The sequence below is a fragment of the Cellulomonas phragmiteti genome, from assembly GCF_016862775.1.
Classification (GTDB): domain Bacteria; phylum Actinomycetota; class Actinomycetes; order Actinomycetales; family Cellulomonadaceae; genus Cellulomonas; species Cellulomonas phragmiteti.
This window is the reverse complement of record NZ_BONP01000009.1, coordinates 150,129-172,621: the sequence shown is the minus strand read 5'-3', so window position 1 is coordinate 172,621 and position 22,493 is coordinate 150,129. Positions and strand designations below refer to the sequence as shown.

At 72.6% G+C, this 22,493-nt stretch carries 20 protein-coding genes, 1 other RNA gene and 1 other annotated feature; of the genes, 5 read left to right on the top strand and 16 right to left on the bottom strand.

Features of this window, described 5'->3' with window-relative positions; all coding sequences use genetic code 11:
- Positions 1-107: 107 nt before the first annotated feature.
- Positions 108-224, bottom strand: a sequence feature (AL1L pseudoknot).
- A 36-nt stretch (positions 225-260) separates the two neighbouring features.
- The 4 genes from Cph01nite_RS19355 to Cph01nite_RS09835 all read right to left on the bottom strand — a co-directional run bounded on the left by Cph01nite_RS19355 (position 261) and on the right by Cph01nite_RS09835 (position 2,867).
- On the bottom strand, positions 261-497 hold the full coding sequence (locus Cph01nite_RS19355; RefSeq protein WP_203673687.1) for a transposase: 237 nt from the start codon (positions 495-497) through the stop codon (positions 261-263).
- Positions 498-651: 154 nt separating this feature from the next.
- Complete coding sequence (locus Cph01nite_RS09845) at positions 652-1,095, bottom strand: hypothetical protein (protein WP_203673685.1); 444 nt, start codon at positions 1,093-1,095, stop codon at positions 652-654.
- Positions 1,092-2,489, bottom strand: coding sequence for a hypothetical protein (locus Cph01nite_RS09840; protein WP_203673683.1), 1,398 nt, complete (start codon positions 2,487-2,489; stop codon positions 1,092-1,094). Before Cph01nite_RS09840 ends, Cph01nite_RS09845 begins: the two co-directional genes overlap by 4 nt.
- A gap of 27 nt (positions 2,490-2,516) precedes the next feature.
- Positions 2,517-2,867 (bottom strand): hypothetical protein, encoded by a 351-nt coding sequence (locus tag Cph01nite_RS09835; protein ID WP_203673681.1) that lies wholly within the window; start codon positions 2,865-2,867, stop codon positions 2,517-2,519.
- Between the two features lie 490 nt (positions 2,868-3,357).
- On the opposite strand from Cph01nite_RS09835, the gene Cph01nite_RS09830 reads away from it, so the two are divergent.
- The 3 genes from Cph01nite_RS09830 to Cph01nite_RS09820 all read left to right on the top strand — a co-directional run bounded on the left by Cph01nite_RS09830 (position 3,358) and on the right by Cph01nite_RS09820 (position 7,185).
- Positions 3,358-4,161, top strand: a complete 804-nt coding sequence (locus Cph01nite_RS09830) for a hypothetical protein (RefSeq protein ID WP_203673679.1) — start codon at positions 3,358-3,360, stop codon at positions 4,159-4,161.
- Between the two features lie 82 nt (positions 4,162-4,243).
- Positions 4,244-5,272, top strand: a complete 1,029-nt coding sequence (locus tag Cph01nite_RS09825; protein WP_203673677.1) for a hypothetical protein — start codon at positions 4,244-4,246, stop codon at positions 5,270-5,272.
- Positions 5,269-7,185, top strand: a complete 1,917-nt coding sequence (locus Cph01nite_RS09820) for a hypothetical protein (RefSeq protein ID WP_203673675.1) — start codon at positions 5,269-5,271, stop codon at positions 7,183-7,185. Before Cph01nite_RS09825 ends, Cph01nite_RS09820 begins: the two co-directional genes overlap by 4 nt.
- A gap of 218 nt (positions 7,186-7,403) precedes the next feature.
- Here the strand turns inward: Cph01nite_RS09820 and ssrA are convergent.
- Positions 7,404-7,771, bottom strand: a transfer-messenger RNA (tmRNA) gene (gene ssrA / locus Cph01nite_RS09815).
- Positions 7,772-7,885: 114 nt separating this feature from the next.
- Entirely contained in the window at positions 7,886-8,866 is a 981-nt protein-coding gene (locus Cph01nite_RS09810; RefSeq protein ID WP_203673673.1) for a S1C family serine protease, read from the bottom strand.
- 278 nt (positions 8,867-9,144) lie between these two features.
- Between Cph01nite_RS09810 and Cph01nite_RS09805 the strand changes: the two genes are divergently transcribed.
- A complete protein-coding gene (locus Cph01nite_RS09805; RefSeq protein WP_203673671.1) occupies positions 9,145-10,200 on the top strand; it encodes an ATP-dependent DNA ligase in 1,056 nt (351 codons plus the stop codon).
- Between the two features lie 6 nt (positions 10,201-10,206).
- On the opposite strand, the gene Cph01nite_RS09800 is transcribed toward Cph01nite_RS09805, so the two are convergent.
- The 3 genes from Cph01nite_RS09800 to Cph01nite_RS09790 form a co-directional block, all read right to left on the bottom strand.
- The gene (locus tag Cph01nite_RS09800; RefSeq protein ID WP_203673669.1) at positions 10,207-10,977 is read right to left on the bottom strand and encodes a YwiC-like family protein; all 771 of its coding nucleotides are present in this window, start codon (positions 10,975-10,977) and stop codon (positions 10,207-10,209) included.
- Between the two features lie 69 nt (positions 10,978-11,046).
- The gene (locus Cph01nite_RS09795) at positions 11,047-11,283 is read right to left on the bottom strand and encodes a DUF6480 family protein (protein WP_203673667.1); all 237 of its coding nucleotides are present in this window, start codon (positions 11,281-11,283) and stop codon (positions 11,047-11,049) included.
- Positions 11,284-11,356: 73 nt separating this feature from the next.
- The gene (locus tag Cph01nite_RS09790; RefSeq protein ID WP_239069169.1) at positions 11,357-12,997 is read right to left on the bottom strand and encodes a RecQ family ATP-dependent DNA helicase; all 1,641 of its coding nucleotides are present in this window, start codon (positions 12,995-12,997) and stop codon (positions 11,357-11,359) included.
- A gap of 163 nt (positions 12,998-13,160) precedes the next feature.
- Here Cph01nite_RS09790 and Cph01nite_RS09785 point away from each other — a divergent pair, with 163 nt between their 5' ends.
- Positions 13,161-14,513, top strand: a complete 1,353-nt coding sequence (locus Cph01nite_RS09785; RefSeq protein WP_203673663.1) for an NAD(P)/FAD-dependent oxidoreductase — start codon at positions 13,161-13,163, stop codon at positions 14,511-14,513.
- A 27-nt stretch (positions 14,514-14,540) separates the two neighbouring features.
- On the opposite strand, the gene Cph01nite_RS09780 is transcribed toward Cph01nite_RS09785, so the two are convergent.
- The 7 genes from Cph01nite_RS09780 to Cph01nite_RS09750 form a co-directional block, all read right to left on the bottom strand.
- Complete coding sequence (locus Cph01nite_RS09780; RefSeq protein ID WP_203673661.1) at positions 14,541-16,457, bottom strand: DUF2207 domain-containing protein; 1,917 nt, start codon at positions 16,455-16,457, stop codon at positions 14,541-14,543.
- Positions 16,454-16,930 carry an SsrA-binding protein SmpB gene (gene smpB, locus Cph01nite_RS09775; RefSeq protein ID WP_203673658.1) on the bottom strand — a complete coding sequence of 159 codons (477 nt, stop codon included), beginning with the start codon at positions 16,928-16,930 and terminating at the stop codon, positions 16,454-16,456. Before smpB ends, Cph01nite_RS09780 begins: the two co-directional genes overlap by 4 nt.
- 148 nt (positions 16,931-17,078) lie before the next feature.
- The gene (locus tag Cph01nite_RS09770) at positions 17,079-18,512 is read right to left on the bottom strand and encodes a M23 family metallopeptidase (protein WP_203673656.1); all 1,434 of its coding nucleotides are present in this window, start codon (positions 18,510-18,512) and stop codon (positions 17,079-17,081) included.
- Positions 18,513-18,514: 2 nt separating this feature from the next.
- Entirely contained in the window at positions 18,515-19,429 is a 915-nt protein-coding gene (ftsX, locus tag Cph01nite_RS09765; RefSeq protein ID WP_203673654.1) for a permease-like cell division protein FtsX, read from the bottom strand.
- Between the two features lie 13 nt (positions 19,430-19,442).
- Positions 19,443-20,132, bottom strand: a complete 690-nt coding sequence (ftsE, locus tag Cph01nite_RS09760; RefSeq protein WP_191781057.1) for a cell division ATP-binding protein FtsE — start codon at positions 20,130-20,132, stop codon at positions 19,443-19,445.
- Between the two features lie 208 nt (positions 20,133-20,340).
- The gene (gene prfB, locus Cph01nite_RS09755; protein ID WP_203673652.1) at positions 20,341-21,456 is read right to left on the bottom strand and encodes a peptide chain release factor 2; all 1,116 of its coding nucleotides are present in this window, start codon (positions 21,454-21,456) and stop codon (positions 20,341-20,343) included.
- A 40-nt stretch (positions 21,457-21,496) separates the two neighbouring features.
- Positions 21,497-22,381: a universal stress protein gene (locus Cph01nite_RS09750; RefSeq protein WP_203673650.1), complete on the bottom strand. Its 885-nt coding sequence runs from the start codon at positions 22,379-22,381 to the stop codon at positions 21,497-21,499.
- Positions 22,382-22,493: the final 112 nt, after the last annotated feature.

Here is a 22,493-nt window from a genome sequence, read left to right as displayed (position 1 = left end):
TAGACCCCGTAGTTCTCCGCGTGCACCTTCTTGATCACCGCCGTCGTGTCGGCATCGCGCAAGGGCCTGGCCGACGGCGGGCGCATCTTGGCGGCGTAGTAGGTGGTCGGGGCGACCTGCAGGACCTTGCAGATCGGCTCGACCCCACGGCGGTCCTTGTGCTCGTCGATGTAACCCACGATCACTTCAGTCGGCGGTCGAGTCCCGCCGCGGCGAAATACGCCGACGCCGTTCGCAGGATCTCGTTCGCCCGCCGCAACTCACGGTTCTCCCGCTCCAGCTCCGCGACCCGTCGCGGAGCTGGTCACCCCCGGCCGGTCACCGCCATCGACCTCCGCCTGCGTGACCCAGTTGCGCAATGTCTCGGCGTTGATGCCCAGCTGCTGGGCGACCCGGGCCAACGCTCCCTGGCGCGTCGTCGGGTCACGGCGGGCCTCTACCGCCATCCGGATCGCGCGCTCCCGAAGCTCATCGGGGTACTTCCTCGGTGCTGCCATGACTCTCATCCTTCCCAGGATCGAGAGCCTCCAACAGACCCGTCACGAGACAGCCACCTTCGTGGACCTCAACGAGAGTGCACGCCGCGAGACATGCCGGCGCCCAACCCTCGGGGGACTGCCCCAAACGCACAACCCCTTGTGCCAGGGTTGATCAAGCGGGACCGTCCGCCTCGATGAGCGCAACGAGCTCATGGCGGCTGACCGGCTGGATGCCGAAAGTCAAGGCTGCCGCTCGCACGGCGTTGTCGTCACTGACCACGTGCCATTCGGTCTGCCAGAGCTGGTCCCGGCCATCTTCGGCCGCGAGCGCCGCAGCCACGATGACTGGGTCGGCGCACCCCTTGTTGCGGTACAGGTCGACGAGGGACAAGTCTCCAGGTGCCACCGCGGCCATGACGTCACGCAGCCGCTCAAGCGTCCTGACGTCCGTCGGGAGTTCGAGCCTGGCGATCGCTGACCGGTCCGACAGTCCTCGCACCTCGTACATGACCTCGGCTGGGACGTGGCAGCGGTCACTGACGAAGGCGCTCGCGCGCTGGCTGGCGGTCAGCCGCGTGAGCACGTTTGCATCCAGCAGATACCGGTGTTCGTTCATAGCGCTGCTCGAAGCAAGTCGAGATTGCCAGGGCGCAGCTTGTTCAGGCACACCACGCGGCAGAACTCGCCGGGCGTGATGGCGCCCCGATCGAGTTGCCGGAACATCCGTCGGGTGAACTCTGCGCCGGCGTACCTGCTCACCGCATTGTGCGTAAGCGGCGTGCGCGTGAACGACTTGGCGCGCGCCGCGAACTCCGCGTCAAGCTGGTGCAAGTAGTCTCGGGACTCGTCAGGCGCCAAGACACCTAAGCGACGAGCCCGCATCACGAACGCACTTGGGGTGACGCACAGGCGCGCGGCAGCTTCCTTGGCCGCGTCCAAGGAGTCCGGCTGCATCGCGCGCACGTCGGCGGCCGGCATCAGGACCTCTTCGGCGAGCTCATACTCACGGTCGGCGATGAGGTCACCGGTGTGGTCGTCGTAGCTGACGGGAGCGAAACGGCCGCGTGCTACGAACACGACGAGCAGGACCAAGGTGAAGATCTTCCGACCGACTGGCTCAAAAGGACTGCCCGACTCGCCACTGGTGAGGAAGATGAACGGGACCTTCCTATCTCGTACGCAGAGTCCGGAAAACGAGACGCCAGGCGGAAGCAATTGCGGCATAACGTTCTGCTGGCTTCGAGAAACGAGTATCTGGTTGGCTTCTAGTCGGCCGATAAGGAACTCAAGCGCCCTCTCCTTGGTCCTGTGCGCGCGGAGATCGATCAGCGAGATTCCCAGGAGAGAGCGGATCCTGTCGGCATCGGAGACGACGCTTCCCGTCGATCGGCGCAGGCATCCGATGACCTTGTTTGGCTGGAGTGACTCATCGAGCTCCTTGAGCACAGCCTGCTTCCGGATGAGGTCCTTGACGATGAGTTCGATGTCGCGCAGCCGGACCTTGCTACGCGAGTTCATCGAGAAGGAGTCTTTGCTCCCGCCGGCGAGCAGCTTCTGAGTCTTGTCTTCAAGCTGGGCCGCCACCACTTCGGGCGGTGCGAAGAACAGCGGGTACGGGATCTCCGCATCGCGCGCGAGCTCGGCGAACTCGGTGAATCCGATCGTCGATCTCTCCAGGGCGTGCCGGTACGGGGCGCGCCAGTGCGCGACGGAGGAATCGAACAACGCCGTGAAGATCGCTCGATCCAGGGCGACCGTGCCCCCGTCCACTCGAAGCATGATCGGGTTGCTGTCGTCGTGCCCCGCGCGGCGCATGGCAGCACCATCGCGGGCCAGAACGGTGCCGTCAATGTCCCACGCCCAGTGACGACCATTCATCCTGACCCACGAGGGAGGCTCGGAGCGCGGCACGGCGGCACGCGGCCGCAGCACCACCTGTGCGCGTCGGTGACGGCGCAGGCCGTGCCGGTGGTGACCCACGCGGGCGGCGGCGGGACGGAGCGCCGCCACCCAGGTACGGGCGGCGGCGCTCCATGATCAAGCTGCCGTGCGGCTCCTGTGGCCGGCGCGGCAGATGCCGCACCGCGGGTTGAACTGTCCAGGCTCGTGAACGGCGTCGGGGATCTCGCTGACCCACGTCGGGAAGAGGTGCCCGTGGACGTCGGGGTACAGGAGCGCGATCTCCTCCTCGACGTGGGTCATCTGGATGAACGCCTGGCCGGCGTCGTCCAGGTCGTGGCAGTACCGCTCGGTGTAGAGGCGGGCGAGCATGTCTCTCGTCTCCAGCAGCCTGGCCAGGTGACGCGCGCGCCGCCTTCCGGTGAAAGCGACGACGCGCTCGTCCTCGCGGGGCGGCTCCACAGCGTTGGGGTTCGTCGTGGTGGTCACTGGACCTCCTGGGTTGGGCACGCGAGTCGACGGGTTGCCGACTCGTCGTGCGGAGCACCGGGGTGCTCGAGGTCACCGGTGGGCGCGGGCGCAGGGGACGCAAGGGCTGACGTCCACTCCGTCAGACAAGCCGTTGGTTCTCACCTCCTGTCGGGGACTCGTCTGACGGAGCCGCCCGTTGTCACAAGGCTCATGTCGTCGCGGGGGTCGGTGCCGACTGCGCGCTCGTTCGGGTCCGTTCGGTATCACCTCCCATCGAGGGAACCCGGCGAGAGCTCAGGCCAGCGCCGACCTCATGCATCACTGTGGAGTTCTCAAGGTGCTGTGCGTGGACCGCGGCGGGCACCGTCCCGGGTCGCGGACATCGAGCAACCACCCGCACGACACCACGACGCGGCTGATGCGCAGCTGCGCTCTGTCCACGCCGGACCGCCCAACGCCCTGGTGCCCCTCCTTGCGGCGTTGCCCGGGCCCCGGACGGTGTGTGCCCATGACCACCACCGCATGCGAGTCCAGCCCACTCGAACCCGCTTGCCACGACTCCTCGCGCGCCCCTCAGCGCAGCTCGCTCCTGGCCTACGCACCGGGTGCCGTGTCGGCGGAGGTGTGGAAGGGCGTGCGGGACGACGCCGTCGACCTCGTGCTGGCGGTGACACCCACCAGCGCCGAACGTGCGCGGAAGGACCTGGAGCTCGTCGCCCAGGTGGCCGGTCACCTCGTCCGCAGCGGGGTCGCGGTGTCCCTCGAGGACCTCCTGTCGGACGCGACGCTCGCGAGCTTCGACTCCGCCCAGCGTGCAGCGGGTCGGGCTTCGGGCACGAGGGCGAACCAGCGTGCGCGCTTTCGTCGGCTCCAGGCCGTCCGCGCCGGAGTGCCATGGCGCAAGGAACGCCGGGCAGACGGCGAACGCGTCGCGGGCCTGGTGCAGCCGACGATCGTCAACGAGGTCGCGGTCCTCCTGCACCCTGCGACGGCGGGTGATCGTTCGGGAGCCGAAGCGCTGGCCGCCTCACTCGAGGCTGCCCGTCGACGCCGTCGCGACAGCACCGAAGCCGATGTCCCTGCGTCCGCGTGGAGACGAGCCCGGTCATTCGCCCAGGAGCGAGGGCTGCAGCTGACCAGGCGGCATCTGGCGGCTGCGGCGACGTATGAGGTGCTCAGCACCGCGGCACCCGTGGCGTCGCTGGTGAGGGAGTTCGGGCTGACCCGGCGCGACCTCGACCTCGGTCTCGCCCTGGCCCTGGAGCTCTCGGATCACCTCGGAGCGAAGGACTGCGAGGCGTTGCGCGGCTGAGCGTGCGGGCCACTGCGGCGTCGCCGGCCACCGGCACGGTCCCGCCCTGTCAGCACCCCACGGACAGGAAGGACTCCCGCAGATGCCCACCACGCCCGCCCGACCCCGCCGGGTCTCGAAGGCTGCGGCGCTTCGGCACCGCCAGGCACTCGCCGCTCAGGTGGCGGCCCCACCGGAACTGTCTCAGCACGCCGCACAGATCGTTGCCTGCTTCGACATCAGCCGGTACGGCTCGACGTCCCAGCCGGTGCGCCCGTTCCTCGTCGAGGCGCTTCGCCGCAGCAACGTGACCGGTGCCGAGAGCATCCGCAAGCACTGCCGGCACCTCACCGCTCTGGCCGTGTTCGCCGACGCGCAGGGTCTGCCGCTGACGGTCGAGGCCGTCCTGACGACCGACACCATCGACCACTACGTCCGCGTCGGCATGCGCGGCGAGACCTCGGACAACCGGGCAGAGCGCCGCCGTCGGCTGCTGTGGGTCGCACGCTCCGCCAACCCGGGCCCGAACGTCCCGACCAAGCTGACACCCATCGGTTACTCGGCGGTCAAGGCGCCGTACACGCCGTTCGAGCGCGGCACGATCCTGCGCGCTGCTCGCACCCAGCCGAGCGCACGCACCGGCGAGCAGCTCGGCGCCGTCGTGGGACTCGGGTTCGGAGCCGGAGCGGACTCCGTCGACCTGCGCGAGCTGTGGGTCAGGGACATCACCGACCACGGTGCGACCGGTCTGACCGTCCAGTTCCACGGCCCCCGGCCGCGACTCGTCGTCGTCCGCCGTGTCGCGGAGGACCTGCTGCGAGAGGCGATCGCTGATCGCGACCCGGACGAGCTCGTCATCGGCCAGGACACCACCCGGCGGAACACCGCCGCACGCATCATCGCGAACGCCGCGCTGTACAAGGTCCCGCACATCGAGCCTGCGCGGATGCGTGCGACGTGGCTGGCCGACCTGATGACGGACCCGGTCCCGCTCGCGGTGATCCTTCGCGCCGCCGGTCTGCAATCCGCCCGCACGTTGGCCGACGTCCTGGCGCACATCGAACCGTGGGCCGAGCACAAGGGCCTGCCGGGCCTCACCACCCGCGACGAGGCAAGCGGCGGTGCCCGATGAGTGCCGCGCTGCACGTGGTCCCCGGCCTGGACCAGAACGACGGCAAGCCACTGCGTGAGATGACCAAGCTCCCCTCCAAGCGTCTGACGCCCGAGGCGATCGCACGCACCGTCTGGGTGATCGACACCAGCGGCGTTGTGGACATGCTCGTGCCTCCCCGAGGCAAGGGGGCCAGGGGCCGCACAGGCATGCTGCGCGAGAACGTCCGTCTACTCCTCCTCGGGCTGAGCCTGTGCACCCGGCTGGGCCACGAGACGACGATCAAGGGCGTGTTCGAGGTCCTCACCGAAACGCTCGACCGGGAGACCCAGTGGGAGCTGGGCGTCCTTCGCCCCTGTGTGACCAAGTCACGCACCGCACACCCGAAGGGCGCGGTGCCCGGGGTCCTGGTGCCCGCGCTCGTCGCCAACGGCAAGCAGCGCAAGCGAGTGTTCCCCAATGGTGTGGAGGAGATCGGCTACGACGACCTGCACAACGCCACCCGCATCCTCCGCAAGGGCTGGGACTACGGGACCGGCTCGGCGCCCGGGCTCGATCCGCACGAGCGCGAACGCCGTCGCCGCTGCATCGGAGACGTCGTCCACGCCCTCATCGAGACCACGAGCATCGAGCGGACGGGGAGCACCTGGGCCATCGACGCCACCGGTCAGTGGGCGTGGGAACGAGGCCGCACGCGCGGCAAGCACGTCCTGGACAAGGCTGCCGCAGGCAAGACCCACGAGGAGATCGACGACATGATCGTCGAAGGCATCGCCACCGACGAGGACGGCGAGACCGCGCCGGCCGACCAGACGAAGAAGGTCTCCCCTGCCGTCCGTGTGGCGATGAGCGACGCCGCCTGGGGGTACAAGACCGCCAAGGACGGGTCCAAGGAGACCGGGTACGGCTTCCACCAGCACACCATCGTGCGCGCCCCGGACCCCAACGTCCCCAGCGACTCCGAGCCGCTGCTCGTCGGCGGGCTCGTCCTCACACCGGCCAACGCCGACGTCGTCGACGCGTCCCTCGAGCTCATCGACCGCATCCGCGCCCACCACCCGGTCAAGCTGCTCCTCGGGGATCTGCTGTACAGCAACCTCAAGGCAGATCGGTGGGCGCAGCCACTGGCCGCGCGCGGCGTCGAGCAGGCACTGCGCCTGCGCAGTGACCAGCACAAGGTCGTCGACATCCAGGGCGCACAGATGCAGCACCACTGGCTGCACTGCCCCAGGGCCCCGATGGACCAGCGCCCCCTTCCCGAGGACAACGCCACCGCCGAGCGGTGGGAGCAGATCCACGACGCCGCAGACGACTTCAAGCGTCGATGGGCGTTCGACCGCAAGGAGTCCGGTCTCGGAGCGAGCACCACGTCGAAGTGGATCTGCCCGGCACGCGCCGGCCACGTCGGCTGCTGGGCCCGACCCGAGACTGTCCAGCCAGCCATCAACCAGCAACTCCCGCTCACGACACCGCCTGACGACTGGCGCGACCGGCCCGCGTGCGTCGGCAGGACGATCGACTTCACACCCGATCTGCGCGACCCCCACCACCAGCGCAAGATCGCCCAGCGCGAGTACGTCGGGACACGGCGCTGGAAGAAGAAGACCGACCGCAGGACGCTGGTCGAAGGCGCATTCGGCATCCTCAAGAACCCGTCACGCCAGCGCCTACGCCGAGGGCAGAACCGACTGCCCGGGCTGGCGATGGCCTCGCTCATCGCGGCCGTCAAGGTCTCCGTCTTCAACGAGGAGCAGCTGCGGATGTGGCACCACGAGACCGGCCGCGGACCGGCCGACCACCCGCTGCTGCAGCTCGACCAGCCGGACTACGGCTTCCGCAACCTCACCAAGGAGGAAGCCGACGCCATCGACCGGGTCCAGCTCCGCAGGCTCGCCGGCGGGAGTACCGAGATGACCGACGACGTCGCCGCGTGACGGAAGAACCGGATGACGGGGGCGGGGAGAGAACTCTCCCCGCCTCCGTCATCGTGTCCGGGGACTCGTCTGCGCGGTTGGGGGGCGCCGGTGCACCGAGCACACTCCTCGGCCCGGCAGCGCGAACACGTCCAGAACGACGACGAGGCCCGCCCCCAGCAGGGGACGGGCCTCATCGCAATCTACGAAGAGTGCCTTCGCATTCTACGAAGACCTCATGGTGGAGGTGGCGGGAATCGAACCCGCGTCCGATGACGTTGAACCAGGGCTTCTCCGGGTGCAGTCCGCAGTAGATTTTCTCGGCCCCCACGATCACGCGGACAAGACGTGGACGGGCCCAGTCGGCTGAGAGTCCCGCCCGCCCCACCGACGAGGACGGACAGCAGTGGCTCCCTAGATGACGCCGGGAACTAGGACGGAAGCAAGCCTAGGCCGACGGACTTCGAAGCCTCGCTCAGGCGGCGAGGGCGAAGTCGGTGCGCTTGGAATCGGCACCTATAAGTTGCACGGAGCGTTGACGAGATAACCGTGCGTCCTCGACCCGCTTCACCTGGATCGACGATCACCGTCGAAACCGATCACCCCCATGGGTGTGTTCACTTGTCAAGCACAGCACCCGTCGCAGCGGGCAGGTCCAGCGTACGCCACGACCTGGTGGCCCGTCGCCCGGATTCCTGCCACGGCGGGCCACCGTGCGGTCTCACCCGACGGGTCCCTGCGCGAGCGTCACCATCGCGCTGCGCGTCGCGCCGGTCGTGCCGTCGACCCAGAGGACCTCCACCTCGTCGCCCGGCCGGTACGACGCGACGGCGGCACCGAGCTCGTCGGGCGACGCCACCGGGACACCCCGGACCGACGTGACCGTGTCACCGGCGGCCAGACCCGCCTGCGCGGCGGGCGTCCCCGCGACGACACCGCCGAGCACGGCCCCCGTCTCCGACCCGACCTGCCCGCCCACGGCGACCTGCACCCCGAGGAACGCCGGGGAGCCGATGACCACCCCGCCCGTGTCGTCCCCGGCCTCGATGTGCTGGACGACCGCGAGCGCGTCCACGATGTCGACCGCGTACGCGACGACGTACGTGCCGCCCGTCGAGGCGGCCGTCGTCATGCCGACCACCTCACCCTCGGCGTCGAGCAGCGCTCCGCCGGAGTCCCCGGGCACGACGTCCGCCTCGAACTCGACGAGCCCGTCCAGCCTCTGGGCGCTGGTGCCGTCCGACGCGGTCATGGACTGCCCGGTCGCGAGGACGGTTCCCGGTGCGGCCACGAGCTCGCCCGCGCCGTCGGCGTTGCCGACCGCGGTCACCTCGTCGCCCGCCACGACCCCGTCGTCGTCGTCGAGCGTGACGGTGTCCAGTCCCGTCGCGTGCGCGAGCTGAAGGAGCGCGACGTCCGCGTCGGCGTCGTACCCGACGACCGACGCGGTGTACGTACGACCGGTCGTGCCGACCGTCACCTCGACGGCGGTGGCCCCCTCGACGACGTGGTGGTTGGTCAGCACGAGGCCGTCCGACGTCAGGACCATGCCGGTGCCCGCGGACGCGGCGCCCTCGTACCCGAGGGTGCTGACGACCATCACCACGCCGGTCTGCTGCTCGGCGGTCGCCGCGAGCGTCTCCTGCGTGCCGGTCGACGCGGCGCCCGGGGCCGTCGTGCCCGGACCCCCCGGGAGCGGCACGGGCACCACGCCGGCGGGCGGGGCGCCGCTCGGACTCCCACCGGTCGTGGCGTCACCGGCCGTCGGCTGCGCCGCCGTGCTGTCCACCTGTCCGGTGCCGTCGGTCGGGGTGGAGGCGGCCGCGAGCGCGGCGTGGGTCAGTCCCCCGCCGGCGGCTGTGTCATGCCGCCCATGCAAGCCGCGACGCCGGGGTGTGCGCTGGGGGTCACCCGTGCGCGACCTGAGAACGTGGTCGCCGACGCCGGGCGGGTGTCGGTGGCGTGCTCCACGATGGGCCCATGGACCTGCCGGTGATGCCGCCCGTCGCGCCGATGCTCGCGAAGTCGGTCAAGGAGATCCCCGACGTGGGGCACGTGGAACCGAAGTGGGACGGGTTCCGCACCATCGTCTTCCGCGACGGTGACGACGTGGAGCTCGGCAGCCGCAACGGCAAGCCCCTGACGCGCTACTTCCCGGAGCTGGTCGAGGCGCTGAGGGCGCACCTGCCCGAGCGGTGCGTCGTCGACGGCGAGATCGTCCTGGTCACCGGCGACCGCCTGGACTTCGACGCGCTCCAGCAGCGCATCCACCCGGCCGCCAGCCGGGTGCGGCTGCTGGCCGAGCAGACACCGGCATCGTTCGTCGCGTTCGACCTGCTCGCCCTCGACGAGGACCTGACGGGCCGCCCGTTCTCCGAGCGCCGGGCGCTGCTCGTCGAGGCGCTCGCCGACGCCCGTCCCCCGGTCCACGTCACGCGCGCCACGTCCGACATGGCCGAGGCGCAGCGCTGGTTCGCGCAGTTCGAGGGCGCCGGGCTCGACGGGGTCGTCGCCAAGCCCCTGGACGCCCCCTACCAGCCGGACAAGCGCGTGATGTTCAAGATCAAGCACGAGCGCACCGCCGACTGCGTGGTCGCCGGCTTCCGCCACCACAAGTCTGGCGACGTCGTCGGGTCGCTGATGCTCGGGCTCTGGGACGACGAGGGCCACCTGCAGCACGTCGGGGTCAGCGCGTCGTTCACGATGGCGCGGCGCCGCACGCTGCTCGACGACCTGGCGCCCTACCGCGACGTCGACCCGGCCGAGCACCCCTGGGGCGCGTGGGCCGATCAGCAGGCGCACGTCGACCGGCGCCTGCCCGGCGCGGTGAGCCGGTGGAACGCCGGCAAGGACCTGTCGTTCGTGCCGCTGCGCCCGGAGCTCGTCGTCGAGGTCGCGTACGACCACATGGAGGGCGACCGGTTCCGGCACACGGCGCAGTTCCGCCGGTGGCGGCCCGACCGCGACCCGCGGTCGTGCACGTACGCGCAGCTCGACGAGCCCGTCGGGTACGACCTCGCGGACGTGCTGAGCTGAGGGTGGTCAGACCGTGACGAGCAGCGCGGTGGTCACCACCAGCGTGGCCAGGACCTCGCCGGCGCCGATCGCGGCGGGCCGCGCGCGCGGCCAGCGCCACGGCACGACGACCGCGCGGGCGACGAGCAGCACGCCGACGGCACCCAGCAGCGGGCCGACGAGGGCAAGCAGCGCCGCCACGAGCACGTGGTACGCCACCGAGGCGCGGCGCACCCGCGGGTCGTCCCGCTCCCGGATGAGGGACTTCACGTAGGGCACGGTGCCGAGGAAGTACGCGGCCAGGACGGCGGTGGCCGTCCAGACGTCGACGGGGCGCGCAGCTGCGGTCCCGAGCGCGGCCGCGACGGGCGTCAGCAGGGCCGCCGCGACGACGGTGACAGCGTCGTTGCCCCACGACCGGTCCGCGCGCCGGCGCGACGCGACGAGACTGGCGGTCAGCAGGAGCGCGAACGCCGGCGCCCACACCAGCAGGCGCGGCGCGACGGCAAGCAGCGCGCCGAGCAGCGCCGCACCCGCGGCCCCGTAGACGACCACCGGCGCCCGGTACCGGGGCCGCCGGCCCGAGCGCAGCCACAGACCGGCCGCGTGGTAGGCGAGGTAGCCCACGAGCCAGGCGTCCACCAGCAGCACGTGCCGCCACGACCAGCCCCCGAGCGCACCGCCGACCAGCGGCGGGACGAGCACCATCGCCCAGGCGCCGTGCTGCCGCGGCACCCACCCGGGTCCGGGACGGCGGCGGCGCGGCGCGGGCGCCGTGGCCGCGCGGGGGGCGCTCATCCCGGCAGCGTAGGAGGCGCGCGGCGGTGCGGACCTGGGCCGGAGGTCCGCGACCACGCGGTCCGCTCGTCAGTCGGCGAGGCCGATGGCGTAGCCGACGAAGAACAGCAGGGCGAACCCCACGACGAGCCCGATGATCACGTACGCCGCCCAGTTGGCGCCGCGCGACCCCGTGCGCGGCTGCCGGTCCGCCGCACCCGACGTCGACGACTCACCGGGCGGGGTGTCGCCCGGCGCGACTCCGCCTCCGGCCTCCAGGCCGGGCGTCGTGGCCGGGTCCGGGTCGGGACTGGTCGGTGCGCTCATGCAGTGCCTCCTGTCGCGTGGTGGGTCCCACCGTGCGCGCCCACGGCCGACCCGGCAACCGCTGGGGCGTGCGTCACCGGGCCTGCAGCCTCAGGAGCTCGGCATCGAGGGCGATCTGCGTGTCCAGCGTCACGTAGCCGCGGTCCTCGAACAGCACGGTCACCCGCTCCGCCTCGACGACGCTGACGGTGCCCGCACCGAACTCCGCGTGCTGCACGGCCTGCCCGGGGCGCACGCCCGGCGCGGCGACGGCCAGCGCCGTGCCCGCGTCGCAGCTGTCGCAACGACCGCACGGGTCGCGGCGCTCCTCCCCCAGCAGCTCGAGCAGCAGCCGGCGACGGCAGTCGGTGGTGTCGGTGTAGGTCCGCACGAGCTCGACGCGGGACGCCTCGAGCCGTGCTCGGCGCTCCCGGGCCTCGTGGACGTCCGCGAGCACCTGGTGCGCGTCGGCACCCTCGACGAGCTCGAGCGACCCCCCGTCGTCGCGCACCGCGCCGACGTGCTGCAGCGTGCCCAGCGCCCGCGCGACGGTCCGGCGCCCCAGGCCGGTCGCCGCGGCGAGCGCGGCCTGGTCGCCCGGGGCCGTGGCCAGCGCCTCCAGGACCCGCAGCAGCGTCGCGGGCCGCGGGCCGCCGCCGGCGCGCTGGTACCGCGCGAGCGCGTGGTCCTCGGCACGGGTCACGACGACGGCGCGTGCGGGCTCCTCGTCGCGACCCGCACGCCCGACCTCCTGGTAGTACTGGTCGAGCGTCGCGGGCGGGCCGGCGTGCACGACGAGGCGGACGTCCGGCCGGTCGATCCCCATGCCGAACGCCGAGGTCGCCACCACGACGTCGTCCTGCCCCGCCAGGAACCGGTCCTGCGTGGCCGCGCGCTCCGCGGCCGGCAGGCCCGCGTGGTACACCGTGGCCGGCCGCACGTCCGCGAGCCGTGCCGCGAGCTGCTCGCAGTGCGCCCGGGTCCGGGCGTACACGATCACCGCGCCGGGCGCGTCGGCCACCAGCTCGCACACCACGGCGTCGCGCTCGTCGGCCGTCGCGGCCGGTCGGGCGCCGAGCCAGATGTTGGGGCGGTCGGCGTCGTGCACCAGGACCCGCGGGTCACGCATCCCCAGCCGCCGCACGATCTCGTCGCGCACGTGCGTCGACGCCGTCGCCGTCAGGGCGAGCAGCCGCGGCGCGCCCAGGCGCCGGGCCGACGCACCGACCAGCAGGTAGTCGGGCCGGAAGTCGTGGCCCCACTCGGCCACGCAGTGCGCCTCGTCGACGACGACCAGGCCGACGTCCGCGCCGGTGAGCTCCTCGACCACGAGGCGGCGCTGCAGCTGCTCCGGGCCCAGCAGCAGCACGTCGAGCCCACCGGCCGCGGCCGCCGCCAGCGCCTCCCGCTGCTCGCGAGCCGTGCGGGCCGAGCTCACCGACGCGACCCGCAGCCCGGCCTCCGCGAGGGCGCGCTCCTGGTCGCGCTGCAGCGCGATGAGCGGCGACACCACCACCGTCAGGCGTGCGGCCACCAGCGTCGCGATCGCGTACACCGCGGTCTTGCCGGCGCCCGTGCGCGCGACGAGCACCGTGTCACGCTCCGCCAGCCCGGCGAGCGCGTCACGCTGCGCCGGCCGCAGCGCGGTGCCCGCCCCCAGCACGCGGCGCACCGCGTCGTCGAGGCGTGCACCCGCGTCCTCGGCCCCACCCGTCGTCGTCGTCCTCGTCGTCACGCCACCGTCCTCCTCGTCGACCCCCGGGGAGGGTCTACCCGCTCGTGGCCCTCGGCGCGCGCCGAACGCCGCCCGACCGGGCCGCCGCGCGCGCGGCGACGGCCGCCCGTACCGTCGGGCAGGACGACGCACGGCTCCGGGACGCGACGGGACGGGGAGACGCATGGCACGCACGCAGCGCCCGCACGACGTGGTCGTCGTCGGGTCGGGGTTCGGTGGTCTCTTCGCGACGCGGGCCCTGGCGCGCGAGCCCGGGGTGCGGGTCACGGTGGTCAGCGGCGTCAACCACCACCTGTTCCAGCCGCTGCTGTACCAGGTGGCGACGGGCATCCTGTCCGCCGGTGAGGTCGCGCCCGCGACGCGCGACGTGCTGCGCCGCCAACGCAACGCCCGCGTGGTGCTGGGGGTCGTCGAGGACGTCGACCTGGAGGCCCGCGAGGTCGTCCACCGCTCCCCCCTCGGTGTGCGCCGCACCCGCTACGACTCGCTGGTGGTCGCGGCCGGCGCGGGGCAGTCCTACTTCGGCAGGGACGAGTTCGGTGAGCACGCGCCGGGGCTCAAGAGCCTCGACGACGCCACGGAGGTGCGCGGCCGGATCCTCGGTGCGTTCGAGCTCGCGGAGATCGCGGACGACGAGGAGGTCGTCGAGCGCCTCCTGACGTTCGTCGTGGTCGGCGCCGGCCCCACGGGCGTCGAGATGGCCGGTCAGGTGGCCGAGCTCGCGCACCGCGTCCTGCCCGGGCAGTTCCGTCGCGTCGACCCCGCCCGCGCCCGCATCCTGCTCGTCGACCCCGTCGAGCACGTGCTGCCCGGCTACCCCGAGACGCTCGCCGCCGCGGCCCGCCGCGAGCTCGAGCGCGTCGGGGTCGAGGTCTGGACGGGGTGGAAGGTCGTCGAGCTCGACGACCGTAGCGTCACCGTCGAGGACGACGCCGGCGGGCGTCGGGTCGTGCCGTCGGTCTGCAAGGTGTGGGCGGCCGGCGTCGCGGGCGCTCCCCTGGGCCGGGTCCTGGCCGAGCGCGCCGGCGCCGAGACCGACCGGAGCGGCCGCGTGCTCGTCGCCCCGGACTGCACCCTGCCCGGGCATCCCGAGGTGTACGTCGTCGGTGACCTCATGCGCCTGGGGGACCTGCCGGGCGTCGCCCAGGTCGCGATCCAGAGCGGTCAGCACGCCGCCGGGCAGATCCGCCGCCGTGTGCGCCGTGAGCCCGCAGGTCAGGAGTTCGTCTACCGGGACAAGGGCAGCATGGCGACCGTGTCCCGGTTCTTCGCCGTCGCGCAGGTCGGCCCGGTGCGCACGGCCGGCGCCGCCGCGTGGCTGCTGTGGCTGGGGGTGCACCTGGTGTACCTGGTCGGCTTCAAGAACAGGCTGACGACCCTGCTGCACTGGGCCGTGGCGTTCGTCGGTCGTGGCCGCGCCGAGCGCGCCTCGACGTGGCAGCAGGTGGTCGCCCGCACCACCCTGCGGCGCACGGGTGAGGCAGCCCTCGGCGCGCGCGCCGACGACCCCGCCTGACGACGCCCCGCCCGGGCGCCGACGCGGTCACCAGCCGCCGCCACCGCCGCCGCCGACGCCCCCGCCGGAGGACCCGCCGCTGAAGCCCGAGCCGCCGGACGTGCCGGGGGTCGGTGCCGAGATCGCCGCGGTCGTGACCGACGCGAAGCGGTCCATGGCCCCGACGAACCCGCCACCCCAGAACCCCGCCGCCCCGGGCGGGTACGCGCCGACGTACCAGGTGGGCGTCGTGACCGGTCCGCCCTGCGCCGCGAGCTCGGCGAACACCCGCGACCAGCGGTCGGCCAACCCGAAGACGATCGCGTACGGCAGGTACCGGCTGAAGACGTCCTGGCCCTCCTCGAACCGGATCTGGTGCGCCTCGGCGGTCGCCAGGTAGCGGCGGAAGCCCAGCGCCTGCGCCAGGACGGCCGTGCCGTCGGCCGTCCTCGCGGGCGCCGCACCGGACAGCACCAGGACCAGCACGCCGACGGCGAAGCACGCGATCCCCACCAGCGCCAGACCCGGCACCACCTGGACCGCCATGCCCCCGATGAACCCGATGCCGCCCAGCACGAGCAGCAGGCCCCCGACGAAGAGCCAGGCGCTGCGGACGCTGCGGGGGTTGGCGCGGAACCACCCGACGCTCGTCACGTGGTCGTAGAGCATGTTCTGGACCTTGGCGAGCGACGACGCGAACGTCTGCTTGACGTCCGACAGCCGGACCGTGTCGCCCTTCTCGAACAGGTCGCTGAGCAGCCACGCCTCGAACGGCAGCAGGCCCTCGGTGCCCGGGCGCAGTCGCACCAGGGTCCAGTCCTTCGCCTTCCTGCGCGGGTTCGAGCGCGGCACCTCCTCGATGCGCAGCCAGCCGCGCACCGCGAGGTCGATGATCGTGGCGGTCACGTCGACCGGGTCGGCCTTCTCGTCGACCAGCGTCCCGATCTCCCCCGGTCGGGCGCCGTCCGGCGGCGTGAACTGCACCGCGACGGGCGCACGGCGGTCCCGCGGGCCCGTGGCCGGCGTCATCCCGTCGGCGGGTCGCAGGCCCGGCGTCAGGCCCAGGTAGGCACGGTCGCGGCCGGTGCTCCGCACCCGGGCGACGGCCAGGCCGCCCCCCAGCAGCGCGACGAGCGCGGCCGCGGCTCCGCCGAGGCTCGCGCCCCGCAGCGGCAGCAGCGGGTCGGGCTTCGCCTGCAGGATCGGCTGCACGCCGGGGAACGTCCCGCCGGGCCAGCCGGTGACCGTCGTCAGCTGGTCGCCCACCGGCACGACGTCCTGGGTGAACGTCGCGGACCGTCCGTCCGTCGACGCGGCGGTGCACGGCGTCGTCGATCCGGCCGGCCCGACGAAGCACGCGGCACCCTGCACCGCGGCGGGCCCGGTGACGGTCACCGACAGGTCCGACAACGGGATCTCCCAGCCCGCGCCGATGACGTTCCAGTACAGCTCGTCCCCGGAGTGCTGGGCGTTGGCCGGGTTGATCCAGCCGTCCACGGTCATCTCGACCCGGTACGTCTGGACCCCGGACACGTCGTCGACGTCCTCGTCGCCGATCCGCAGCACCACCGCGGACGTCTGGTCCTCGCGGTGGACGTCGGCCGGGGCACCCGTCGGGCTGGACGCGCGCACGTCGCGGTACTCGAAGACGCGGTCCTGCTCGTCGTCGTACGACACCCGGGTGGGGAACGTGAGGTACGGGCCGTGGCCCGGGTCGTCGCCGTAGTCGAAGTCCAGCTCGAGGGTGACGGCGACGGTGCCGTCGACGGCCGCGTCCGCGGTCACGTCGTACCGCGTGATCTCCCGCCCGCTGGTCAGGTCCCCCGGGGAGCCCGAGGCGAGGGCGACCGGCGGGGCGAGCAGCACGACGCCGAGCGCGACGAGCACCACGAGCAGCAGCACCGCCAGGCGGCGTACGGCACGCGCGACGGCGGGGTCCGGAGCGGTCCGCGGTCCAGGGGTCACCGGTCGCGCCGCTCCCGGATGGCCCGCTGCGACTCGAGGTTGTCCTGCCGCTCGCGCAGGGCCTGGCGCTTGTCCCACTCTTTCTTGCCGACGGCCAGCGCGATCTCGACCTTGGCGCGGCCGTCGAGGAAGTACAGCGCGAGCGGCACGATCGTGTGCCCCTTCTCGCGGGTGCGAGCCGCGAGCCGCTCGATCTCCTCGCGGTGCAGCAGCAGCTTGCGCTTGCGGCGCGGGGCGTGGTTGGTCCAGGTGCCCTGCGAGTACTCGGGGATGTGCACGCCGTGCAGCCACGCCTCCCCGCCCTCGACCTCGCCCCAGCCGTCGACGAGGGACGCGCGCCCGGCGCGCAGCGCCTTGACCTCGGTGCCCGTCAGCACCAGACCGGCCTCGAGCACGTCCTGGATGAGGTAGTCGTGCCGGGCCTTGCGGTTGGCGGCGACCATCGTGCGGCCGTCGACCTTCGCCTTCGCCACGGCTCGACCCTCCGTCCGTTCGTCATGGTCCGGCGGCGTGCGCCTGCCGGAGGTTCCCGGCGCGACGGGGGTCGCGCCGGGTCGAGCCTACCGGCGCACCGCTCCGGTGCCCCAGGCGAATACGGCCGCCGGCAGCGGGCGGGCGTCGTCAGAGCCCGAGGTAGGAGCGCGGGTTGACCGTGCTGCCGTTGATGTAGACCTCGAAGTGCAGGTGGCACGCGGCGGAGGTCCCGGTGTTGCCGGCGTAGCCGATCAGCTGACCGGCGCCGACCTGCGCCCCGGACCCGACGGTGAACGTCGACATGTGGTTGTAGCTCGACATCAGCGACGCCCCGTTGACCCAGCCGTGGTCGATCATCACCTGGCCCCCGTAGCCGCTGCGGTGCCGGGCCCACTGCACGGTGCCGGCCCGGCCCGCGTACACGGGCTCACCGCACCGGTCGCGCAGGTCGATGCCGGCGTGCAGCCGCCAGTACCCGAGCACCGGGTGCAGCCGGTTGCCGTACTCCGACGTGACGACCATCGGGTTGTGCGCCGTCGGGTTCGCGAACAGGGCGCCGGGGCGCGCACCCCCGGGCTGGGCGCTGCCACCGCTGCTGCCCCCGCCGGTCTGGCCTCCGGTCTGGCCCCCGGTCTGACCCGCGGCCGCCGCAGCCGCGGCGGCCGCCCGGCGCGCGGCCTCCTCCTGCTCGCGCTGGACGCGCTGCTGCTCGACGATCGCCGCGAGCTCGCGCCCCACCTGGGCACGCTCGGCGTCGTTCGCGGCGACCTGCGCCTGCGCCTCGGACCGACGGGACTCGATGTCGGCCCTGCGCTGCTCCTGCTCGGCGACGAGGCGCTCGACCTCGGCCTTGGCGACCTCGGCCTCGGCCTGCGCCTGCCGTGCCTCCTCGAGCTTGGCGTCCGCCGCGACCTTGAGCTCGTCGACCTTCTGGCGCACGGCCGCCTGACGGGCCTGCGCGTTCTTGTTCTTGGCCGCCAGCGCCGTCAGCTCGTCGAGCACCTGCGTCTGGGTGCGCAGCGCCGTCGAGACCAGGCCGTACTTCTCGACGAAGTCCTGCGAGCTCTCCGCGTCGAGCATCACGCTCATGCCGGACACGTCGCGGCCGCCCTTGTAGGCCTCGCGCGCCATCTGTCCGATCGCGGAGCGGATCTCCTGCTCGCGCGCGTCGTCGACGGCGATCTGCTCCGTGATCGCCGACTCCTCGTCACGCGCGGCCTGCAGGCGGGCCGCGAGGATCTCGGCCTCCCGCTGCGCCGCCTGCGCGGCGGCCACGGCCGCGTCGAGCCGCGCCTGGGCGGCGGGGAGCTGGGCCTCGACCTCCGCGAGGCGGGAGAGCGCCGCCGCGAGCTCGCCGCTGAGCTCCTCGATCGCCTCCGACAGGTCGGCGGCCCGCTGGTCGGCCTGCTCCGCCCGCTGCTCGGCTGCCGCACGCCGGTTCGACAGGTCGTCGGCGGTCGCCGACGGCGCGCCGAGGACGACCGCCGGCAGTGCCACCGCCAGCGCGGACAGCACCGCGACGACGGCCTGGAACCGGCGCCGGGCTGCCGGCGGGGGCGACGTCGGGTCGACTCGGGTCATCGTCATACCTTCGTGTATCGGCTCAGCGTGACCAGGGACGAGATCGCCGCGAGGACGAACGCCACGACGACGAGCAGGGGTGCGATGGTCAGGACGTCGGCGGTGGACACGTACGGGATCCACGTCACCGACTGGCCGAGCCAGTCCGTGACGAGGTACTCCACACCCAACCAGAGTCCCCCGATCGCGAGCGCGGCGCCCAGCGTGGCGGCGATCGCCCCCTCGAGCATGAACGGCAGCTGGATGAACAGCGTCGAGGCGCCCACCAGGCGCATGATGCCCGTCTCACGCTTGCGGCTCAGCGCCGAGAGCCGGATCGTCGTGGTGATGAGCAGCACCGCGGCGAGCAGCATGATCGCCGCCAGCCCGCCGGCGGCCCACGTCGCACGGTCGAGCACGAGGAAGAGGTTGTCGAAGAGCCGGCGCTGGTCCTCGACGGACTCCACCCCGGGACGGCCCGAGACGACGTCGGCGACCACCTGGTACTGCTCGGGGTCGGTCAGCTTGATGCGCAGCGAGGCGTTCATGTCCTCCGCCGTGGCCGCGGACGCCCAGAACTGGTCACCGAACTGACGCTGGAACGCCTCGAAGGCCTGCTCCTTGGACTCCGGGTAGATCTCCTGGACGAAGGCGGCCACCTGCGGGGAGTCCAGCGCGGCGAGGATGTCGTCGCGCTGCTCCTGCGTGACCTCGCCCGCGGCGCACGTGGGCGCCGCGGAGTTGGCCGGGCAGAGGAAGACGGAGACCTCGACCTTGTCGTACCAGTCGTCCTTCATCTTGTCGATCTGCGCCTGCAGCAGGGCCGCGGCGCCGAGGAACGTCAGGCACACGAAGGTGACGAGCACGACCGAGATCGTCATCGACAGGTTGCGGCGCAGGCCGATGCCGATCTCGGAGAGGATGAACTGGGCGCGCATGTGCTCGATCCCCTCAGCGGTCCGAGCCGTAGACGCCGCGCGACTGGTCGCGCACCATCTCGCCCGTGCTCAGCTCGATGACGCGCTTGCGCATCTGGTCGACGATCTCGTCGTCGTGCGTGGCCATGACCACGGTGGTGCCGGTGCGGTTGATGCGGTCGAGCAGGCGCATGATCCCCAGGGACGTCGTCGGGTCGAGGTTGCCGGTGGGCTCGTCGGCCAGCAGGATCGACGGCCGGTTGACGAAGGCGCGCGCGATGGCGACGCGCTGCTGCTCACCGCCGGACAGCTCGTGCGGGCGGCGCTTCTCCTTGCCGGCCAGGCCGACCATGTCGAGCACGTCGGGCACGGTCGTGAGGATGTGGTGGCGCGGCTTGCCGATGACCTGCAGCGCGAAGGCGACGTTCTCGAAGACGGACTTGGTGGGCAGCAGGCGGAAGTCCTGGAACACCGCGCCGATCTGCCGGCGCAGGTGCGGGACCTTCCAGCTCGAGAGCGTGCCGAGCTCCTTGCCGGCGACGAACACCTTGCCGGCCGACGCCCGCTCCTCGCGCATCACCAGCCGCAGGAAGGTGGACTTCCCCGAGCCCGAGGCACCGACGAGGAAGACGAACTCACCGCGTTCGACGTCGAGCGACACCCGGTCCAGCGCGGGCCTGGCACCGCGCGCGTAGACCTTCGTCACGTTCTCGAACCGGATCACGACCGACCTCGCCTCGTCCTGTCCCCGGGCGTACCCGAGGTCACCCGCGGGCCGCGGGCCTCATCGAGGGTAGGAACGTCGTCACCCGCACCCGGGCAGGACACGCCGCCCGCTCCCCTGTGAATCGGCGGACGACGGGCGGTGTGTCCGGCTCGTCCCGGTCCGTCCCGGACACCTGTCCGACCCGCGGGTCGGAGCATCGGCGACGTCAGTCGTCGATGCCCTGCTGCGCACGACGCCACCGCACGCCGGCCTCGATGAAGTCGTCGATGTCCCCGTCGAAGACCGCGGACGGGTTGCCGACCTCGTGCTCGGTCCGCAGGTCCTTGACCATCTGGTACGGCTGCAGGACGTAGGAGCGCATCTGGTCCCCCCAGCTGGCCTTGATGTCGCCGGCCATCTCCTTCTTCGCGGCGCGCTCCTCCTCCTGGCGCTGCAGCAGCAGCCGGGACTGCAGGACCCGCAGCGCCGCCGCGCGGTTCTGGATCTGCGACTTCTCGTTCTGCATCGACACGACGATGCCCGTGGGGATGTGGGTCATGCGGACCGCGGAGTCGGTGGTGTTGACGGACTGCCCGCCGGGTCCCGAGGACCGGAAGACGTCGACCTTGATCTCCGACTCGGGGATCTCGACGGAGTCGGTCTGCTCGATCAGCGGGATGACCTCGACGGCCGCGAACGACGTCTGCCGCCGGCCCTGGTTGTCGAACGGCGAGATCCGCACCAGCCGGTGGGTGCCCGCCTCGACGGACAGGTGGCCGAAGGCGTAGGGCGTCTTGACCTCGAACGTCGCGCTCTTGAGCCCGGCCTCCTCGGCGTACGAGGTGTCGAGCACCGTCGTCGGGTAGCCGTGCCGCTCGGCCCAGCGCAGGTACATGCGCAGCAGCATCTCGGCGAAGTCGGCCGCGTCGACGCCCCCGGCACCGGCGCGGATCGTCACGACGGCGTCGCGCTGGTCGTACGGCCCGGCCAGCAGCGTGCGGACCTCGAGCTCCCCGATGTCCTTGCGGATGCTCACGAGCTCGGCCTCCGCCTCGGCCAGCGTGTCCTCGTCGTTCTCCTCGGCCGCCATCTCCACCAGCGTCTCGAGGTCGTCGATGCGCGAGCGCAGCCGGTTGACGCGGTCGAGCTCGGCCTGCGTCGCCGACAGGGCGCTCGTGATCTTCTGGCCGGCGTCGGGGTCGTCCCAGAGGTTCGGCACGGAGGCCTGCTCGGAGAGCAGGGCGATCTTCGCCTCGAGCGCGGTCGGGTCGCTCACCGTCTCGATCGACTCGAGCGTGATGCGCAGCTCGCGGAGCTCAGCGGGGAAGTCGGTGGTGGCCACGGCCGTCCAGGCTACCCGGTCCGCACGCCCCGGCCCTGCGTCAGTCCGGCGTCGCCCGGGACACCAGCACCGGGCACGCGGCGCGGGCCACGAGCCACTGGCTCACGGAGCCCAGGACCAGCCCCGCGAGACCACCGCGTCCCCGGGTGCCGACGACCAGGAGGTCCGCCCGCTCGGCGTGGCGCGCCAGGACGCGCGCGGCAGGCCCCTCCTCCGCCAGCGCCTCGACCTCGACCTGCGGGTAGTGCGCCGCGACCCGCGCCACCCCGGCCTGCAGGACCTGCTCGGCACGCTGCAGCGCGAGCTCGGCCGGGGACACCTCCGGGTGCTCGCGCAGCCAGTCCGCGAGGGACCGACCGTGCGCCGGGACCTGCCAGCACGCGACGGCCCGCAGGTGGGCACCTGCCCCCGCGGCGTAGCGCCCCGCGGCGTCGAGCGCTCCGAGCGCCTGCGGGGACCCGTCGACGCCGACGACGACGAGCCCGGTCGCCGCGTGGTCGAGCTGCGTGCGCGGCGCCACGACGACCGGGCACGGCGCGTGCTGCACCGTCCCCAGGGCGACGGACCCGAGCAGCACCCCGGACAGGCGCGCGGACCCGTGCCGACCCACGACGACGAGCCGCGCGCCCGCGGCCCGGTCGACGAGCGCCTGCGCGGGTGGGCCGTCGTCGAGCACGGCCGTGACCTCGACCTGGGGCTCGGTGTCGCGGGCGAGCTGCGCGCCCTCCTCGGCGACCTCCTGCGCCCCGGCCCGCACGAACGCGGACACGGTCCGCAGCGGCGGTGTGTCGAGCTGCCCCGCAAGGCCCCACACGTGGACCACCTGCAGCGGCAGGCCGAGCCGGCGGGCGGAGCCCGCCGCCCACCCCACGGCCGCGACCGACTCCGGCGACCCGTCATACCCGGCGACCACGTGCCCGTCCATGGCGTCCTCCTCGACGCTCGGCGACGCCTCGATCGTCCCGCCGCGGGACGGTCGCGACAAGCGCACCGCGCCGCTGCCACGATCCGGTGCCGCCCGTCCAGGACGGCCGCGC